15 protein-coding genes and 4 pseudogenes are annotated in these 16,985 nt (G+C 70.7%); 12 read left to right on the top strand and 7 right to left on the bottom strand.

Annotation, left to right across the window (positions count from 1 at the left end; all coding sequences use genetic code 11):
* Positions 1 to 29 precede the first annotated feature (29 nt).
* Both treY and glgX read right to left on the bottom strand, forming a co-directional pair.
* Entirely contained in the window at positions 30 to 2,369 is a 2,340-nt protein-coding gene (gene treY / locus OG700_RS06320) for a malto-oligosyltrehalose synthase (protein WP_405610139.1), read from the bottom strand.
* A 159-nt stretch (positions 2,370 to 2,528) separates the two neighbouring features.
* Positions 2,529 to 4,652, bottom strand: a complete 2,124-nt coding sequence (gene glgX / locus OG700_RS06315) for a glycogen debranching protein GlgX (protein ID WP_405610136.1) — start codon at positions 4,650 to 4,652, stop codon at positions 2,529 to 2,531.
* 412 nt (positions 4,653 to 5,064) lie between these two features.
* Here glgX and OG700_RS06310 point away from each other — a divergent pair, with 412 nt between their 5' ends.
* The 3 genes from OG700_RS06310 (at position 5,065) to OG700_RS06300 (ending at position 7,464) form a co-directional block, all read left to right on the top strand.
* Positions 5,065 to 6,297, top strand: coding sequence for an SAV2148 family HEPN domain-containing protein (locus OG700_RS06310; protein WP_405610133.1), 1,233 nt, complete (start codon positions 5,065 to 5,067; stop codon positions 6,295 to 6,297).
* Between the two features lie 154 nt (positions 6,298 to 6,451).
* The gene (locus OG700_RS06305) at positions 6,452 to 6,751 is read left to right on the top strand and encodes a hypothetical protein (protein ID WP_405610130.1); all 300 of its coding nucleotides are present in this window, start codon (positions 6,452 to 6,454) and stop codon (positions 6,749 to 6,751) included.
* On the top strand, positions 6,748 to 7,464 hold the full coding sequence (locus OG700_RS06300) for a 3'-5' exonuclease (protein ID WP_405610127.1): 717 nt from the start codon (positions 6,748 to 6,750) through the stop codon (positions 7,462 to 7,464). Before OG700_RS06305 ends, OG700_RS06300 begins: the two co-directional genes overlap by 4 nt.
* Before the next feature lie 131 nt (positions 7,465 to 7,595).
* Here OG700_RS06300 and OG700_RS06295 read toward each other — a convergent pair whose 3' ends face one another.
* Positions 7,596 to 8,606: a hypothetical protein gene (locus OG700_RS06295; protein ID WP_405610124.1), complete on the bottom strand. Its 1,011-nt coding sequence runs from the start codon at positions 8,604 to 8,606 to the stop codon at positions 7,596 to 7,598.
* Between the two features lie 121 nt (positions 8,607 to 8,727).
* Positions 8,728 to 9,615, bottom strand: coding sequence for a phosphotransferase enzyme family protein (locus OG700_RS06290; protein ID WP_405610121.1), 888 nt, complete (start codon positions 9,613 to 9,615; stop codon positions 8,728 to 8,730).
* A 41-nt stretch (positions 9,616 to 9,656) separates the two neighbouring features.
* Between OG700_RS06290 and OG700_RS06285 the strand changes: the two are divergent.
* Positions 9,657 to 9,776: pseudogene (locus OG700_RS06285) on the top strand (ABC transporter ATP-binding protein); the annotation flags it as partial.
* Positions 9,777 to 9,854: 78 nt separating this feature from the next.
* Here the strand turns inward: OG700_RS06285 and OG700_RS06280 are convergent.
* Positions 9,855 to 10,049, bottom strand: coding sequence for a hypothetical protein (locus OG700_RS06280; RefSeq protein ID WP_405610118.1), 195 nt, complete (start codon positions 10,047 to 10,049; stop codon positions 9,855 to 9,857).
* 6 nt (positions 10,050 to 10,055) lie between these two features.
* A complete protein-coding gene (locus tag OG700_RS06275; RefSeq protein WP_405610115.1) occupies positions 10,056 to 10,193 on the bottom strand; it encodes a hypothetical protein in 138 nt (45 codons plus the stop codon).
* A gap of 299 nt (positions 10,194 to 10,492) precedes the next feature.
* On the opposite strand from OG700_RS06275, the gene erm reads away from it, so the two are divergent.
* Entirely contained in the window at positions 10,493 to 11,290 is a 798-nt protein-coding gene (erm, locus tag OG700_RS06270) for an ErmE/ErmH/ErmO/ErmR family 23S rRNA (adenine(2058)-N(6))-methyltransferase (RefSeq protein ID WP_405610112.1), read from the top strand.
* A 15-nt stretch (positions 11,291 to 11,305) separates the two neighbouring features.
* Positions 11,306 to 12,511 (top strand): macrolide-inactivating glycosyltransferase, encoded by a 1,206-nt coding sequence (mgt, locus tag OG700_RS06265; RefSeq protein ID WP_405610109.1) that lies wholly within the window; start codon positions 11,306 to 11,308, stop codon positions 12,509 to 12,511.
* A gap of 168 nt (positions 12,512 to 12,679) precedes the next feature.
* Here the strand turns inward: mgt and OG700_RS06260 are convergent.
* Positions 12,680 to 13,190 (bottom strand): annotated as a pseudogene (locus OG700_RS06260) (MMPL family transporter); the annotation flags it as partial.
* Between the two features lie 357 nt (positions 13,191 to 13,547).
* Here OG700_RS06260 and OG700_RS06255 point away from each other — a divergent pair.
* The 6 genes and pseudogenes from OG700_RS06255 to OG700_RS06230 form a co-directional block, all read left to right on the top strand.
* Positions 13,548 to 14,744: a S8 family serine peptidase gene (locus OG700_RS06255; protein WP_405610106.1), complete on the top strand. Its 1,197-nt coding sequence runs from the start codon at positions 13,548 to 13,550 to the stop codon at positions 14,742 to 14,744.
* 168 nt (positions 14,745 to 14,912) lie between these two features.
* Positions 14,913 to 15,467, top strand: a complete 555-nt coding sequence (locus OG700_RS06250; protein WP_405610103.1) for a DUF1697 domain-containing protein — start codon at positions 14,913 to 14,915, stop codon at positions 15,465 to 15,467.
* On the top strand, positions 15,460 to 15,831 hold the full coding sequence (locus OG700_RS06245; protein WP_405610100.1) for a DUF4440 domain-containing protein: 372 nt from the start codon (positions 15,460 to 15,462) through the stop codon (positions 15,829 to 15,831). Before OG700_RS06250 ends, OG700_RS06245 begins: the two co-directional genes overlap by 8 nt.
* A 71-nt stretch (positions 15,832 to 15,902) precedes the next feature.
* Positions 15,903 to 16,010, top strand: coding sequence for a putative leader peptide (locus OG700_RS06240; RefSeq protein ID WP_405610097.1), 108 nt, complete (start codon positions 15,903 to 15,905; stop codon positions 16,008 to 16,010).
* Positions 16,011 to 16,142: 132 nt separating this feature from the next.
* Positions 16,143 to 16,468: pseudogene (locus OG700_RS06235) on the top strand (FMNH2-dependent monooxygenase); the annotation flags it as partial.
* A pseudogene (locus OG700_RS06230) lies at positions 16,453 to 16,972 on the top strand (LLM class flavin-dependent oxidoreductase); the annotation flags it as partial. The pseudogenes OG700_RS06235 and OG700_RS06230, both read left to right, overlap by 16 nt.
* Positions 16,973 to 16,985 lie beyond the last annotated feature (13 nt).

Genomic DNA, 16,985 nt, shown 5'->3' with positions numbered 1-16,985 from the left:
ACCGGACGAGACCTCCCCGCGCCGCGCGGCTACTGGCGGGACAGCAGTGCCACCGGGCTCGCCGACAGCAGCTCCGTCAGGGAGATCGGGCCGCCCGGGAACTCGCGGTCCGGGGACAGCTCGTCCGTCCAGCGGCCCGCCGGGAGTTCCAGCACCGTGCCCGACCAGCCGCCCGACGCCGCCAGGCGCAGGGAGAGCCGTGTGACCGCCGTGATGACCTCGCCCGAGCGGGCGAACGCCGTGCAGTGGTCCGCCGCCGGACCCGTCGCCGTCAGCGGCGTGTACGTGGACGACTCCCCGAAGGCGTGCGGGCGTTCGCGGCGCAGCCGCAGCGCCGCCACCGTGAGAACCGTCTTCTCGTCCGGCGGGCCGGTACGGAAGCGTTCGCGGTTGTCCGGGTCGACCAGGGCCAGATACTCCCGTTCCGTCCGCTGGTAGATGTCCGGCACACCCGGCATCGTGAGATGGACCAGCGCCGCCCCGAGCGCGTTCGCCCTTACGTACGGGGCGAGTTCGCGGGCCAGGCGGGCCACCGCCTCGCGCGGGCGGCCCGCCGGACCCGCCGTGACGAAGTCACGTACCGCCTGTTCGTAGACCGGCTCCGGCTCCGTCCAGCTGGTGTGCAGCCCCGCCTCCCGTACGGACTTGAGCAGCGCCGGCTCCATCCGGGCGCCGTCCGGCGGCGCCTCCGCCGGGGTGAAGCCGATGGCCGTCTGCCAGGCCTGCCAGGCCAGTTGGGCGTCCGGCGCGGCGACGCCCGCCAACTGGCGCAGCAGCGCGTCCCACCGGTCGGGGCACTCGGACAGGACGGTGATCCTGGCCCGTACGTCCGCGCTGCGCTTGGTGTCGTGCGTGGTCAGTACGGTGCCGGTGGCCGGCCAGTCGCGGGCCAGGCGCGCACAGTAGTCGTGGAAGCGCTCCGGGCTCACCGCGGGCCGCCCCGGGTCGCCGCCGACCTCGTTCGCGGACAGCAGCGGTACGTGGCGGTAGAACGCCGTGTCCTCCACCGCCTTGGCGCGCAGCGCGGACGACGTCTGGGCGAAGCGCGCGCAGAACGCCGTCCGGTCGGCGCCGCCGCCGAGCCTGCCGAGCGCCAGTTCCCGTACGACGTCGACGGCCGCCGCCTCCTGGGGCACGGCGAACGCCGCCTTCGCCTGGCGCGCGGCCTCCTCGGGCACCGCCGCCTCGTCGGACTTGCGGCACGGCCCGCCCGCGACCGTGTACGGCCGGTAGACCGGCACCCGTACCAGCAGCTCCCGGATCGCCGTGCGCAGCGCCCACGGCGCGTGGTCGCGCAGCGCGACGTCCGCCGCGCAGATCCGCTCCGCGATCCGGGCCAACGCGTTCGTCTCGGCGGCCAGTTCGTCGATGACGACCTTGTACATCGCGCGCCGCACGGTCGCTTCCCAGTAGCCGCCCCGGTCGCCCGCCGGCCCCGCGAAGTCCCGGAAACGGCGCGCCAGTTCGTCGGCGCCGGCCGGGTCGGTGAACAGCCCGTCGACGCGGTGCAGTGCGTCGTAACCCGTCGTGCCGGCCACCGGCCAGCTCGCGGGCAGCGGCTCGTCACCGGTCAGGATCTTCTCCACGACCGTCCAACAGGCCCCGCCCGTGGCCTCGTTGAGGCGGCGCAGATACTCCTCCGGGTCGGCCAGCCCGTCCGGATGGTCGATCCGCAGACCGTCGACGACCCCGTCCCGCACGAGTTCGAGGATCTTGGCATGGGTGGCGGCGAAGACCTCCGGGTCCTCCACCCGTACCCCGATCAGCTCCGAAATGGTGAAGAACCGGCGGTAGTTGAGGTCGGTGCGGCCCAGCCGCCACCAGGCGGGCCGGTAGTGCTGGGCGTCGAGGAGCGCGGGCAGCGGCAGCTCCCGCGTGCCGGCGGCGAGCGGGAATCGCTGTTCGCCGTGGTGCAGCATCCCGTCCTCGACGCGCAGTTCGGCGAGTTCGCCGCCCACCGGACCCGGCAGCACCGGCAGCAGCAGCTTCCCGCCGCCCGCCTCCCAGTCGATGTCGAACCACCGCGCGTACGGGGACGCCGGACCCTCCCGCAGTACCTCCCACAGCGCCCTGTTGTGCCGGGGCGCGGTCGCCATGTGGTTGGGGACGATGTCGAGGACGATCCCGAGCCCGTACTCGCGGGCCCGGTCGGCCAGCAGGCGCAGCCCCTCCTCGCCCCCCAGCTCGGCGCGCACGCGTGAGTGGTCGACGACGTCGTAGCCGTGGGTCGAGCCCGGTACGGCCTCCAGCACCGGTGACAGATGCAGATGCGAGACGCCGAGCGCGGCGACGTACGGCACCGCCTTGGCGGCGGCGGCGAAGGGGAAGTCCGGCTGGAGCTGGAGCCGGTAGGTGGCAGAGGGCGTCATGCGAACGTACGTACCCCGCTGAGCGGGGTATGTGTCATCCGCTCATGCATTCGGCAGCCCGGCCCGGCTGAGCGGCAGGCGCGACCGGGGCGCGGTACGGACACGCAACCGGCCCCGGACACGGAACTCGCCCCGGTCGCGCCCCGCCCCGGTCCTCGCCTACACCGACCGCATCAGCACCGTCATGCTGCGGCCGATCATCGTGACGCGCTCGCCCGCGTCCACCTTCGGCCCGTCGCCCGGCGGCACACCCTCCGGACGGGACGTGTCCACGACGATCCGCCACTGGCTTCCCTGATGCGCGGGCACGGCGAATTCCAGCTTCTGCGCGCTCGCGTTGAACATCAGCAGGAACGAGTCGTCGCAGATCCGCTCGCCGCGCGGTCCCGGCTCCGAGATGGCCTGCCCGTTCAGGAAGACCGTCATGGCCTTCGCGTCGGTCGCCTGCCAGTCGCCCTGGATCATCTCTTCACCCTCAGGGGTGAACCAGGAGACGTCCGACAGCTCGTCGTGCGTCCCCTCCACCGGCCGGCCGTGGAAGAACCGCCGCCGCCGGAAGACCGGATGGTCGCGCCGCAGCCAGACCATGGTCTGGGTGAAGGCGAGCAGACTCTTGTTCTTCTCGTCGCCCTTCTCGGGCCAGTGCACCCAGGCGACCTCGTTGTCCTGGCAGTACGCGTTGTTGTTGCCACCCTGCGTACGGCCGAACTCGTCGCCGTGACTGAGCATCGGCACGCCCTGGGACAGCATCAGCGTCGCGATGAAGTTGCGCACCTGACGGTCGCGCAGCTCCAGCACCTCGGGGTCGTCACTCTCGCCCTCCGCCCCGCAGTTCCACGAGCGGTTGTGGCTCTCGCCGTCCCTGTTGCCCTCCCCGTTCGCCTCGTTGTGCTTGTCGTTGTAGGCGACCAGGTCGTGCAGGGTGAAGCCGTCGTGGCAGGTGGTGAAGTTGATGGACGCCAGCGGACGCCGCCCGTCGTCCTGGTACAGGTCGGACGAGCCGGTGAGCCGGGACGCGAACTCCGCCAGGGTGCGCGGCTCGCCCCGCCACAGATCGCGGACCGTGTCGCGGTACTTGCCGTTCCACTCGGTCCACAACGGCGGGAAGTTCCCCACCTGGTAGCCGCCCTCGCCCACGTCCCACGGCTCGGCGATCAGCTTCACCTGGCTGACCACCGGGTCCTGCTGGACCAGGTCGAAGAACGACGACAGCCGGTCCACCTCGTGGAACTGGCGGGCCAGTGTCGCGGCGAGGTCGAAGCGGAAGCCGTCGACATGCATCTCCTCCACCCAGTACCGCAGCGAGTCCATGATCAGCTGGAGCACGTGCGGACTGCGCATCAGGAGCGAGTTCCCGGTGCCGGTGGTGTCCGTGTAGTAGCGCGGGTTGTCGCCGCCGAGCCGGTAGTAGGAGGCGTTGTCGAGGCCCCGGAAGGAGAGCGTCGGGCCCAGATGGTTGCCCTCGGCCGTGTGGTTGTAGACGACATCGAGGATCACCTCGATGCCCGCCTCGTGCAGCGCCTTCACCGCCTGCTTGAACTCCAGCACCTGCTCGCCCCGGTCTCCCCAGGAGGCGTAGGTGTTGTGCGGGGCGAAGAAGCCGATGGTGTTGTAGCCCCAGTAGTTGTTGAGGCCCGCGTCCACCAGCCGGTGGTCGTTGACGAACTGATGCACCGGCATTATTTCCAGCGCGGTGACGCCCAGTTCGGTCAGATGCTCGATCACCGCCGGATGGGCGAGCCCCGCGTACGTACCGCGCAGCTCCTCCGGCAGCTCCGGGTGCAGCATCGTCAGGCCCTTCACATGGGCCTCGTAGATGACGGTGCGGTGGTAGTCGGTCCGCGGGCGGCGGTCGTCGCCCCAGTCGAAGTACGGGTTGACCACGACGGCCGTCATCGTGTGCGGCGCCGAGTCCATGTCGTTGCGCGAGTCCGGCTTGCCGAAGTGGTAGCCGTACACCGACTCGTTCCAGTCGATGCTGCCGCTGATCGCGCGGGCGTACGGGTCCAGGAGCAGCTTCGCCGAGTTGCAGCGCTGCCCGCTCGCGGGCTCGTACGGCCCGTGCACCCGGAAGCCGTAGCGCTGACCGGGCATGATGCCCGGCAGATAGGCATGCCGGACGAAGGCGTCCGCCTCGCGGAGCTCCACCGCCGTTTCTGAACCGTCGTCGTGCAGGAGGCACAACTCGATCCGGTGCGCGGCCTCTGAGTAGACCGCGAAGTTGGTTCCGGCGCCGTCGTACGTGGCGCCGAGGGGATACGTCTGTCCCGGCCAGACCTGCATAGATATGACTCTTCCACTTCTGATCCGGGTGCTGGGGCCTTCTTCGATCAGATACCTCCCCGATACTCCCCGAAAGAAGCGCAACCTCCTAGGAGGCCGGTGCGGAAGCCGGGCCGGAAGCGGTCGGTCCGGTCGGGCGGGTCAACTTCGGGTTCCCGGAGCGCCACCCCGTTGCCGGACCGTGTCCCCACGTCGCATATGGCCGGATTCAGACCATACGCCGCCCCTTGGCCGACCATCCGTCACCAGGGCCAATCACTATGAATCATCCCACTCCGGCCGAGATCGGCACACAGAACGCCCCCACGCACCAGGGGAGTTGAGAAACGAGCCTGTGCATCCGGCTGCACCTCCTCCCGTTTGCGCAGTACCCTTCCTTGATCGTTGAAAGGGGAGGGAAGGCGGTGCGCGGGTGAGCTCGGGAGGGCTGGAGCTACCCCCAGGTGACCCAGGTCATGAGGGGGTTTCCGGCGACATCCCGCCCGGAGCGGTCTCCCTCGCACGGCCGATGGAGATCGGGGCGGAGCTGGACTGGGGTCCGGAGGCCTGGACCGAGGTGCGCACGCGCGCCCAGCGGGCCGGCCGGGCCTACATCTGGCTGAATCTTGTCGAACAACGGCTCCGAGCCGTCGTCTCGGCGATCCTCAAGCCGATCTACGAGCCGGTGCACGGCGACGACTGGGTGGTGGCCGCCGCCGGACCGGCGGGTCAGGAGTGGGTCCAGCGCGCCGTCGCCGTCCGCGAGGTCTCGCGCCGCAAGGGCTATCTGCTCGACCCGGCCGACGACAACGTCCTGAGCTTCCTGACGCTCCCGCAACTGCGGGAGCTGATGGTCCAGCACTGGCCGGGCTTCCAGCCGTACTTCGACGACCGCCGCGACGTCGAGCTGGCCCTCGACGAACTGGAGGTCGCCCGTAACGTCGTCTCCCGCAACCGGGCCCTGTCCGAGGCCGTCCTCGCGCAGGCCGAGCGGGCCTCGGCGCGGCTGCTGGAGATCCTGGGCAGCGGAACGGCCGTACCGTCCGCCGAACGGCTCAGGGTGGACGCCGTGGAGGACCTGGTCGGCGACCGGTACGCGGACGTGGTCTCCGTCCACCCCGACCGGGTACGGCTCCAGCGGCAGATCCCCGCCGAAGACCTCTTCGGCGGCGCCCGGCGCCTCGACGCGGTCGGGATAGGCCTGAACCTCCTCGTGCAGAACTTCTCCGGCCGGCGCCTCGTACGGCTGGCCGAGTCCGGCTGCCGGATACGGCTGCTCTTCCTCAACCCGGCCAGCAGCTCGGTCAAGCGCCGCGAACGCGAACTGGGTCTCAAGAAGGGCGAGCTGAGCCGCTCCGTGGAGATGAACATCCTCCATATGCGCCGGGTCCGCTCCCGGCTCCGCGACCCGGGCGCCTTCGAGATCCACGTCTTCGACGAGACCCCGCGCTTCACCGCGTATCTGGTCGACGGGGACGGCCCGGACGGGCTCGCGGTCGTGCAGTCCTACCTGAGACGGGCGCGCGGCATGGAGGCGCCGGTGCTGGTGCTGCGCGGCGCGGGGCGCGATGTGGTGCGGGTCGGCCAGGACACGGAGCACGGGCTGTTCCAGACGTACCGCGAGGAGTTCGAGTCGGTGTGGGCCGACTCGCGCCCCGTCTCCTGACGGCGTGCGAACGCCCTGACGCCCTGACGTGAGCGCCTGCGGCGCCGCGCTGATGTGCCGAAGCCGCGTCAACCGCGTCGCGCTCCACCCGGCGTTGTCAGTGCCGCGTGCGAAGGTGAATGTCGAACGGGGAGAAGCGTGAGGGAGGACCGGAATGGGCTGGCACGGGGAGCCGTTGGTCGGATTCGATCTGGAGACGACCGGCACGGAGCCGCTGGAGGCGCGCATCGTGACGGCTGCGGTGATCGCGGTGCGCGACGGCGCGGTGGAGGAGTGGCCCGCGCGTGAGGCGGCGGACGAGATCGCGTCGACGCCGGCCGGGTACGGGACGCGGGGAGTGCCGGTCGTGGCGTACGGCACGTCGTTCTGTCCACGCACCCAAGACGCGTCTCGGGTGTTCCATGGGGAGGCGCGGCGTCGGCTGACGGTCCACGCGGGAATGAGGGCCGCGTGACGAGCTGGATCAGTGGGCCGTTGATGGCCTTCGACCTGGAGACCACGGGCACCGACGTGGAGACCGACCGTATCGTCACAGCGGCGGTCGTACGGCTGGATCCGGACGGGGCCGTCGCCGAGGAACGAACCTGGCTGCTCAATCCCGGAGTGGCCATACCCGAGCAGGCATCGGCGATTCACGGGATTTCGACGGAACATGCCCGCGAACACGGGGTATTGGCGGCTTCGGCGATCGAGGAGATCGCACAGGCCGTTGCCGAGGGGCTGCGTCTTGGCACACCTCTGGTCGTGATGAACGCACGCTACGACCTGTCACTGCTGGATCGGGAGTGTCGGCGCCACGCGGTCGATTCGATCAGTGAGCGGTTGGGCAGCGTGCCTTCGCCCGTCATCGATCCGCTGGTGATCGACAAGCATGTGGACAAGTACCGGAAGGGTAAGCGGGCTCTCCACGCGCTCTGTGCTCACTACGGGGTGTCGCTCGATGACGCGCACGATGCGAGGGCGGACGCCGTGGCTGCCGCCCGGGTGGTGCGACGCTTGGGTGAGAAGCACCAGCCCGTGGGACTGATGCCGTTGGCGGATCTGCATGACCTTCAGGTGCGGGCGGCGGCCGAGCAGTCGGCCTCTTTGCAGGCATATCTGCGGCGCGCCGTGGACCCGACGGCAGTCGTCGAGCCGGCCTGGCCGCTCATTCCTCGGCAGAGATGACTGCGCTGATCAGCACGTGCCCGGCTCCCGCAATGCCTTGTCCGTACCGAGGGCGAGGCATCCAACCGATCCGGGAAGAGCCCGGCAAGGCCGTGACCGTCGACCGTCGGCGCCTGGACGGCTCGCATACCTCAATCCTCCGCCACCACAATGCTGCAGGCTCGCACGGTGTCGGCGGGGACCGCCAAAGTCTGGAGGCCACTGTCCCGGTGGGCAAGGAGGCACTCGTCCCAGCCGTCGGCGAGCAGCTGCTCGGGTGAGCTGAGGACGTCGTGGTCCACTCGGCCGGTGCAGGCCAGGTGGCCCGGATAGCCGTACGGCAGGCGTTCCGTTCGCCACCCCGGCCACGCGGCGACCACCCGCTCGTGCGCTGCCGGGGGAACCATGTCCGTTGTCCAGTAGCGCACACACCGAGCCGCCATGTCGAGGACCACACCCGCGCATCGATCAACGGCGGTCTCGTCAGGCAGCGGGTAAGGGGCCTCCGCCGACAGCGCCGCAAGCGCCGAATCACCGTGGCGTGCAAGCCAGTCGACGACGTTCCAGTAATCCAGGCGGTAGTCCAGCACCGCGTTGTCGGGCCGGACAACACTGATGACCGAGCAGTCGGACTGGAACCAGTCCGCAGAAGTCTCCGCGTACCGCACGGTGATCTCGTGCCGCCCGGCGTCCCACGCGACGAACCATTCGTCGCGCGAACACAGGGCGGCTGGTGGGACGTCCAGTGGGACGTCCGCCTCGGACGGGTCGTCGAGCGCCACAGCGGGTGCCGCCTGGGGCACGGCGTCGAGAAGTTCCTGCCGACCGCCCCACGCGTACCTGACGTCCCACCCCGACCACACCGGGGCCGCCGCCACCCACGCCGCGAAGCTGTCGGTATGGACGGCGCCGCCCAGAGGGCTACCGCATTGGAAGTGGCGCACACGGCGTTCGATCATGTCGATCGCGACGGCCTGGCAGTGCCAGGTGTTGACGAAGTCGAGCGCGCGCTCGTCGTCCGCCGGTATGCCCGTGCGCCGGACCATCTCCAAGATGCCGGCGACGTCTTCCGCACGGCCGAGGTTCCGCCAACTCTGCTTTTCCGCGGTGACCAGGCACCTGCCGTTCTCGTCGCGGAGGATGTACGCCGTCCAACAGCTCATCCCGCGCATGCTATGCCACGCCTGACATGCGCTGTCGAAGAGCACTGTGCCCCGGGGCCAGTGATGGAGAACGGGTAGAACGACAGACTCAGCTCAGGGCCTTCAACCGCCTGCCGGGCCGTCAGAAGGGGTACCAGCGCACCTCGGTGTCACCGTCGCGCAGTGACGCGACCCGGCGGCGGAATTCGGCGAGCGCCTTCGGGTTCGTCGGAGCGTGCTGCGCCACCCACGCGCAGCTCGCCGTCTCGCGGGCGCCGCGCAGCACGGCGCAGCCGGACCAGTCGCGTACGTCCCAGCCGTAGGTGGCGGTGAAGGTGTCGTACGCCTCCGGGGCCATGCCGTACCGGTCACGGGAGAGCGCCATCACCACCAGGTCGTGCTCGCGCAGATCGGTGGAGAAGGTCTCCAGGTCGACCAGGACCGGTCCGTCCGGGCCGACATGGACGTTGCGGGGGAGCGCGTCACCGTGGATGGGGCCGGGCGCGAGGTGCGCGGTGAGCGCGGCGGCGGCAGTGGCGAAGCCGTCTCTGCGCTCGCGCAGATAGTCGGCGTCGGCCGGGTCGATCGCCGCGCCGGCGATCCGCAGCCACCGCTCCACACCGCCCAGCAGCTCCCTGCGGGGCAGTTCGAAGGGCGGGGCGGGCAGGGCGTGGACGAGCCGTAGCAGCTCCGCCAGATCGGCCGGGCCCGCGGGGCGTATGGCGTCGGGCAGCCGCCGCCAGAGCGTGACCGGGTGGCCGTCCACCGTGAGCGCCTTGGGCTCGGCCGCCCGGACGGTGGGGACGCCGCGCTCCGCCAGCCAGTCGGCGACGGCCAGTTCACGTTCGGCGCGCTCCAGCAGCTCCGGGGCGTCGGCGAGGCTCCGGCCGACCTTGACGACCAGATCGCCGACGCCGAACACCGCGTTCTCGCCCAGCGCCAGCAGCTCGGCGTCGTGCGACGGCCCGTTCGGGATCCTGTGCGGCAGCCCCGTGGCGGCCAGTACGGCGCGCGCCCGTGCCTCGTCCATCGAACTCTCCTCGATCTCCCCGCCGGACTCCCGCCGGGCAGGCCCAAGTCTCCCATCCGTACGCGCACGGCGTGCTCGGCTCCATCCCGCGCCTCGACGCACCGGGCGGCGAACCGCTGCGGCCGATCCGCGGCTCGATCAACGACAAGATCGCGTGGGCCGGTCCACTTCCCGGTCAGGAAGGGCGTCTTCTTCGACCGTACCGTCGGCCATGTGTACGCCGTCGAAAGTGCTGATCGCTACGGGGAGTCGGGGCGGCCCGCTTCGAGGCGGGCCGGCGTGTGGTAGTCGGCGAGCGCGGCTTCCATGTCGGGTACGCCGACGGGGAAGAGGACCTGTGGCCGGAAGTCCGCCCCGCCGGCGACGCCGCCGTTGATGCCGGGCACGTTGCCGCTCGTACCTTCGCCCGGTTCGGGATTCGCGGCGCCGTTCACGAAGCCCTACTCGCCCGGCCGCGAGACCTTCGGTGTGCTCGCGTCACCCAGGTCGAATTCCCACCCGGACAGCTCTCCGTAGAAGGGGCGCAACCTCGCCGGGGCGGCGCCGACGATCTCGAAATGCGCCACTGGCAGTCCCATGACCCCTTCACTCCTGGTACGAAATCCCGGTTGTGCGAGACGCTGCGGTTCGTCTAGCGTCCGGGACATGGCTAGCAACTTCATGGCGATCGTAGAGACCGGCTCCTTCCGGGGCTCCGTCGCCGCCTTTTCCCGGCTGCGGCGCACCCCCGGTGCCCTGACCGGGCCGGGGATCTTCGACAGCTGACATTCGGCGTCCCCCCGCGCGCACCGATCCATGATCCGTGCGCTGCCTCACCCTGCTCCGGTCAGGGCCTTCGTCTGCCCACGAAGCCCTTTCAGGAGACAGGACGCAGGCCATGGCCCGCAGCTCGCAGCAGCGCCGATCCCGCACGCTCTCGCAGAACTTCCTCACCGACCGCGCCACCGCCGCCCGTTTTGTACGCACCGCCCGCCCCGACCCGGCCGGACTGCTGCTCGAAGTCGGCCCCGGAAAAGGCGCGTTGACCACCGCGCTCGCGCCGCACTGCCGCGAGTTGCGCGCGTACGAGATCGACCCCGGGCTCGTCCCGGGGCTCCGTGCCGGCCTCGCCGGCGCACCCCATGTGCGGGTGTACGAGCGGGACTTCGTCGGCGTGCCCCCGCCGCGCGAACCCTTCGCCGTCGTCGGCAACGTGCCCTTCTCGCGTACCGCCGACATCGTCGACTGGTGCCTGCGCGCGCCCGCGCTGACCGAGGCGACGCTCATCACCCAGCTCGAATACGCCCGCAAGCGCACCGGGGACTTCGGGCGCTGGTCGCTGCGGACGGTGCTGACCTGGCCCCATGTCGAGTGGCGGCTGGCCGGCCGGATCGGACGGCGGGAGTTCCGTCCGGTGCCGCGCGTGGACGCGGGCATCCTGCGCGTCGAGCGGCGTCCGCGTCCGCTGCTGCCCGCCGCCGAACTCGCCGACTACCGGCGGCTGGTCGAGGTGGGCTTCGCCGGGGTCGGCGGGTCGCTGTACGCGTCGCTGCGCCGGGCCGGCCACCCGCGCCGACGGCTCGACGCGGCGTTCGACGCGGCGCGGGTCGGCCGCGCCGAGATCGTCGCGTACGTACCGCCGCGGGCGTGGCTGACCCTGCACACGGAGCTGAACGAGACGTCTCGTCTCGTTTGATGTTACGGTGTGGGCATGACCTCACCACAGCGTGCCCATATCGCCATGTTCTCCATCGCCGCCCACGGGCACGTGAACCCGAGTCTCGAAGTCATCCGGGAGCTCGTCGCCCGTGGGCATCGCGTCAGCTACGGCATCCCCGCCTCCTTCGCCGAGAAGATCGCCGCCACCGGCGCCGAGCCGGTGATCTACACCTCCACCCTGCCGATGGACGACGACCCCGACGCGTGGGGTCCCGAGTTGGTCGACAACCTGGAGCCGTTCCTCACCGACGGGACGCAGGCGCTGCCCCAACTGGCCGAGGCCTTCGAGAACGACCGCCCCGATCTCGTCATCAGCGACATCACGTCGTACCCCGCGCCGATCCTGGCCCACCGGTGGGGCGTGCCGTATCTCCAGCTCGCACCGAACTTGGTCGCCTGGGAGGGGTACGACGACGAGGTCGGCGCTCCTCAGAACGCCCTGCTCGCCGAGTCGGAGCGGGGCAGCGCCTACCTCACCCGCTTCCAGGCCTGGCTGGACGAGAACGGCATGGACCTGCCCCTGGACCGGTTCGTCGCCCATCCGGACCGCGCGATCGTGCTGATCCCGAAGGCACTTCAGCTCTTCGCCGACCGGGTGGACGAGTCCGTCTTCACCTTCGTCGGCGCGTGCCAGGGGGAGCGGGCCGACCAGGGGGAGTGGGAGCGGCCGGCCGGGGCCGAGAAGGTGCTGCTGGTCTCGCTGGGCTCGGCGAACACCAAGCAGCCCGCCTTCTACCGTGCCTGCGTCGAGGCGTTCGGCGGTCTGGCCGGCTGGCATGTCGTGCTCCAGATCGGCAAGTTCGTCGACCCGTCCGAACTGGGCGAGATCCCCGGCAACGTCGAGGTGCACTCCTGGGTGCCGCAGCTCGCCATCCTTAAGAAGGCCGACGCGTTCATCACCCACGCGGGCGCCGGCGGCAGCCAGGAAGGACTCGCGACCGGTACGCCGATGGTCGCCGTACCGCTGGCCGTCGACCAGTTCGGCAACGCCGACGCGCTGGTCTCGCTCGGTGTCGCGCGGCGCCTTTCCATGGAGGAGGCGACGGCGCAGGCGCTGCGGGAGGCGGTCACCACGCTCGTGGCGGACCCCGAGGTCGCCCGCAGGGGCGAGGAGGCCAAGCGGGACATGGCCAAGGAGGGCGGTACACGCCAGGCGGCCGACATCATCGAGGCCGCGCTGCCGACGGCACGCTCCTGATGTGCGGCACGGCGCCGTACGCCCGGCCGGTGGAGGCCGGCCGGGCGCACGGCGCGGTGTGTACGGGGGAGTGACGGGGTGTGTAAGACCCGTACGGGATCGGGCCGTTCGCCCGCCTTCCGGGTAGTGCTCGCCACCGGCGTCGGACTGCTCAGCCGTCTCCTTCTCCGCGCCGACCGACAGCAGGTTCAGCACGATCGATGTCACCGCGATCGTCAGCGACCTGAAGCAGAGCAGCATCAGTACGAAGGCGAAGAGCACGACGAAGGCGAAGACGGGCGCCACGGCCCCGGCGAGCTGGTCGTTGAAGTCCTTCGACCCGGCGACCTGGCCGGAGATCGGCGCCTCGACGCCGTCGACCGTGCCGGACGTGTCGGGCCGTACGGTGTCCCGCAGCAGCCCCAGACTCTTCTCGGCCCGGTTCTGGTCCGAGCCGCCGACCGGCGGCACCTCGATGATCGCGACGTTCTGCTTGTCGTTCGTGAAGATCTCGACGGGGTCCCTTCGAGGCACCCGAACTCACCGCCCGCTCACGGAAGTCGGCGAGCGCCTGCCGTACCGGTGCGGCGTTGATGTCGTCCGACCGCACCACGACCTGCGCCGGGTCGGCGCCTTCAGGGAAGGCCTCGTTGACCCGCTCGTACGTCTGGACGATGGGCAGCGAGTCGCCGAACTCCCGAACCGGCCGCAGCGCGCTGCTTCTCCGACTCGAATTCATGGGCGGATTCCAGCCTTCTCGTCCTGCTCCCCGGTGACCCGGAGAGGCCCTGCTCTCCTCCTCATGGGGTGGTCACATCCCCGACAAGAGGGATGGAAGGCCCTTGCGACTATCCCGTCACAGAAGAGGATCGGGGGCTCGGTCCGAGTTGCGCACCCGTGGCCGATTTCGTATTACGAAATGTTGTTTTCTAAGTCACAGCAGCCTGAAGGTCTTGATCTGAGCGCGACAATCGGCCAGGGTTTCGAACCAGCCCGCCGGAAGCTCTTCGTCCGGCGAGCTATCCCCCCACAAATGCTCACGAGGAGAACCCTCTTCATGACAGCTCATAAGCGTGCCGCCCGGATGAGACTCACCGCGGCGATAACCGCGGTGGCAGCCGTGGCCGGTATCACCGCCTTCACCTCCCCCACGGCGGGGGCGGCCACCCCCCTCGGCACGGTGTACGGGGCCGACGCCAAGGGCGCGGTCGCGGGCAGCTACATCGTGATGCTGGACCAGAAGGCCAACAAGAAGGATCTCGCCAAGGAGTACGGCGGGAAGCTCAACCGCACCTACAGCGCCGCCATCAACGGCTTCTCGGCCAGCGGTCTTTCGGCCACCGAGGCCAAGCGCCTCGCCGCCGACCCGGCCGTCTCCAAGGTCGTCCAGAACAAGCAGTTCTCGATCAACGCCACCCAGGACAATCCGCCGTCCTGGGGCCTGGACCGGATCGACCAGACCGCGACCGCCGGTGACAGCGCCTACACCTACCCGGACAGCGCGGGCGAGGGCGTCACGGCGTACATCATCGACACCGGAGTCCGCGTCAGCCACGCCGATTTCGAGGGACGCGCGTCCCTCGGCTACGACGCGGTCGACAACGACGACAGCGCCGACGACGGCAACGGCCACGGCACGCACGTCGCAGGCACCGTCGCGGGCGCCTCGCACGGCGTCGCCAAGAAGGCGAAGATCGTCGCCGTCCGGGTCCTGGACGACACGGGCAACGGCACCACCGAGCAGGTCGTCGCCGGTATCGACTGGGTCACCGCGAATCACACCGGCCCCTCCGTCGCCAACATGAGCCTCGGCGGCGGCGCCGACCCCGCCCTCGACGAGGCCGTCCGCAAGGCCATCGCCTCCGGCGTCACCTTCGGCGTCGCGGCGGGCAACGACAGCGGCGACGCGGGAACGACCTCCCCGGCCCGTGTCGGGGAAGCCATCACGGTCGCCTCGTCCGCCGTCGACGACACGCAGTCGTACTTCTCCAACTACGGCCCGATCGTGGACATCTACGCCCCGGGCTCCGACATCACGTCGGCGTGGAACGACAGCGACACCGGCACGAGCACCATCTCCGGTACGTCGATGGCGACCCCCCACGTCGTCGGCGCCGCCGCCGTGTACCTCGCCGGACACCCCGACGCCGCGCCGGCCGACGTCGCCACGGCGCTGACCGAAGGGGCCACGCCCGATGCCATCAGCGACGCCGACCCGGGCACCGCGAACAAGTTGCTGAAGGTCGTCGAGTAACCGGTACGCATCGACAGCCCTCGACCGGCGGTCGCCGCGCTCTCCCCCACGGGGCGCGGCGACCGCCTTCGGCATGCCGGAGCGGTGACCCGGAGCGGTGATCCGGAGCGGTGTTCCGCAGCGGTATGCCGGACCGGCCAGGGACGCCCACCGACCTATCGTGGACCCATGACGACGACCACGTACGCGGCGCTGCTGCGCGGAATCAATGTCGGCGGGAGCCGGAAGGTCCCGATGGCCGCTCTGCGCGACGTGCTCGCCGGCCTCGGCCACCGCGACGTCGTGACGTACCTCCAGAGCGGCAACGCCGTCTTCACCGACACGACCGGCGCGGACGAGACCGCGCTCGCCGCCGCACTCGGCGACGCCATCCAGGAGACGTTCGGCTTCACCGTCGACTGTCTGGTGCGCGACGCCACCTATCTGAAGGCCGTCGCCGACGCCTGCCCCTTCCCCGCCGCCGCGCTCCAGGGCAAACAACTCCATGTCACCTACTTCTCCCGGCCGGTGGAGCCCGAACGCTTCGCCGCCGTCGACCAGGAGTCGTACCTCCCCGAGGAGTTCCGGCTCGGCGACCGGGCGCTGTATCTGTACGCCCCCGACGGCCTCGGCCGCTCCAAACTCGCCGCGGCGCTCTCCAAGCCCCGTCTGAACAAGGGCACCATCGCCACCAGCCGCAACTGGAACACCGTGGTGAAACTGGTGGAGCTGACCCATGGCTGACTCGCCCGCGGTCGTCGCCGCCATCGAGGCCGAACTGCGCCTCCTCGACCCGGTCGTCCGCTCGTCGGCGGAGCTGATCGGGGAACTGCTGCACCCGCGGTTCACCGAGTTCGGCTCGTCCGGCCGGCGCTGGGACCGGCAGTCGGTCATCGCCGCCCTCACCGCACACGACGCGCCCCCGGCCAGGCCCGTCACGACGTCCGAGATGCGGGGCGTCGAACTCGCCCCGTACGTCGTGCTGTTGACGTTCGACACCGAGCACAAGGGGCGCCTGGCCCACCGGAGTTCGCTGTGGATGCTCACCGGTGACCGCTGGCTCCTCTACTTCCACCAGGGCACGGTCTTCACGCCGGAGGGCGCCTGAGCCGCCCCCGGCCCGTCCGGCCGTCGCGGGCGGCATTGTCGCGGACGGGGGTGCGGAGTTACGGTGACGGCATGTACTCGCGGCGCCACATCGACCTGCTGCGCGTCGTCGGCGCGCTGTGTCCGGCGTACGTCTACGCCGCCACGCGGCACACGGCCCCACCGCGCACCGCCTTCTGACGTACCACCCCCGCCGCTCCCGCCAGGGGTGACCGCTGTCCGGCGCGCGTGTCCATTCCGCCGAGTTCAGGCGAGTTCAGGTACTCCCGGACAGCAGGAAGCGGTACCTCCCATGCCCGTACGTCCGACGCCCTGTCCGCTCCGCCCCTCCATCCGGCCGTCGCCCTCGACGGCGCCGGCTGGCACCCCGCCGCCTGGCGGGAGCCCACCGCCCGCCCCGCCGAACCGTTCATCGCGCGGTACAGGACCGATCTGGTCGCCGAGGCCGAACACGGCCTGCTGACTTCGTCACCATCGAGGACTCCCCCAGCCTCCAGTCGTCCCGCCCGGACGGACCCGGCGGACCGGACGGACCCGGCGGACCCGGCGGGCCTGACGGCCGCACCGATCGCGTACGCGGCAGGCTCGACGCCGTACTGATCGCCGCCCGGGTGGCACCACTGACCCGGCACATCGGGCCGAGCGGTTCGGCTACACCCGCCACTGGTTCGCCGAGCACCACCTCAACCCCGGCGTCGCGGGCACCTCCCCGGCGGTCGTGCTCGCCCTCACCGCCGCCGCCACCTCCACGATCCGGCTCGGCTCGGCTCGGCTCCGGAGCCGTACAACTCGGCCACCGCACCGCCCTGTCCACCGTCGAGGAGTTCGGACTGCTCGACGCGCTGCACCCCGGCCGGTTCGACCTCGGACTCGGCCGGTCCGGCGGCAGGGCGGAGGGTGCGATCCCGTTCCCCACGCCCGACGAGGCCCGCGCGCACCGCTGGAGCGCGGCGGACCGGGAACTGGTCGCCGACCGCACCGAGACGCAGTTCGTCGGCTCACCCGCGAGCGTCGCGGACCAGTTGGAGGTCCTGCGCGACGCGACGGGGGCCGACGAACTGCTGATCACCACGATCACTCATGAACACGCGGACCGGGTCCGCGGCTACGAACTGCTGGCGCGGGAGTGGGGGCGGCGGTGACCGGGTGGGTTCT

The organism is Streptomyces sp. NBC_01508 (assembly GCF_045040315.1).
GTDB lineage: Bacteria > Actinomycetota > Actinomycetes > Streptomycetales > Streptomycetaceae > Streptomyces.
The sequence above is the reverse complement of the archived record's forward strand: the minus strand, read 5'-3'. Positions and strand labels throughout refer to the sequence as shown.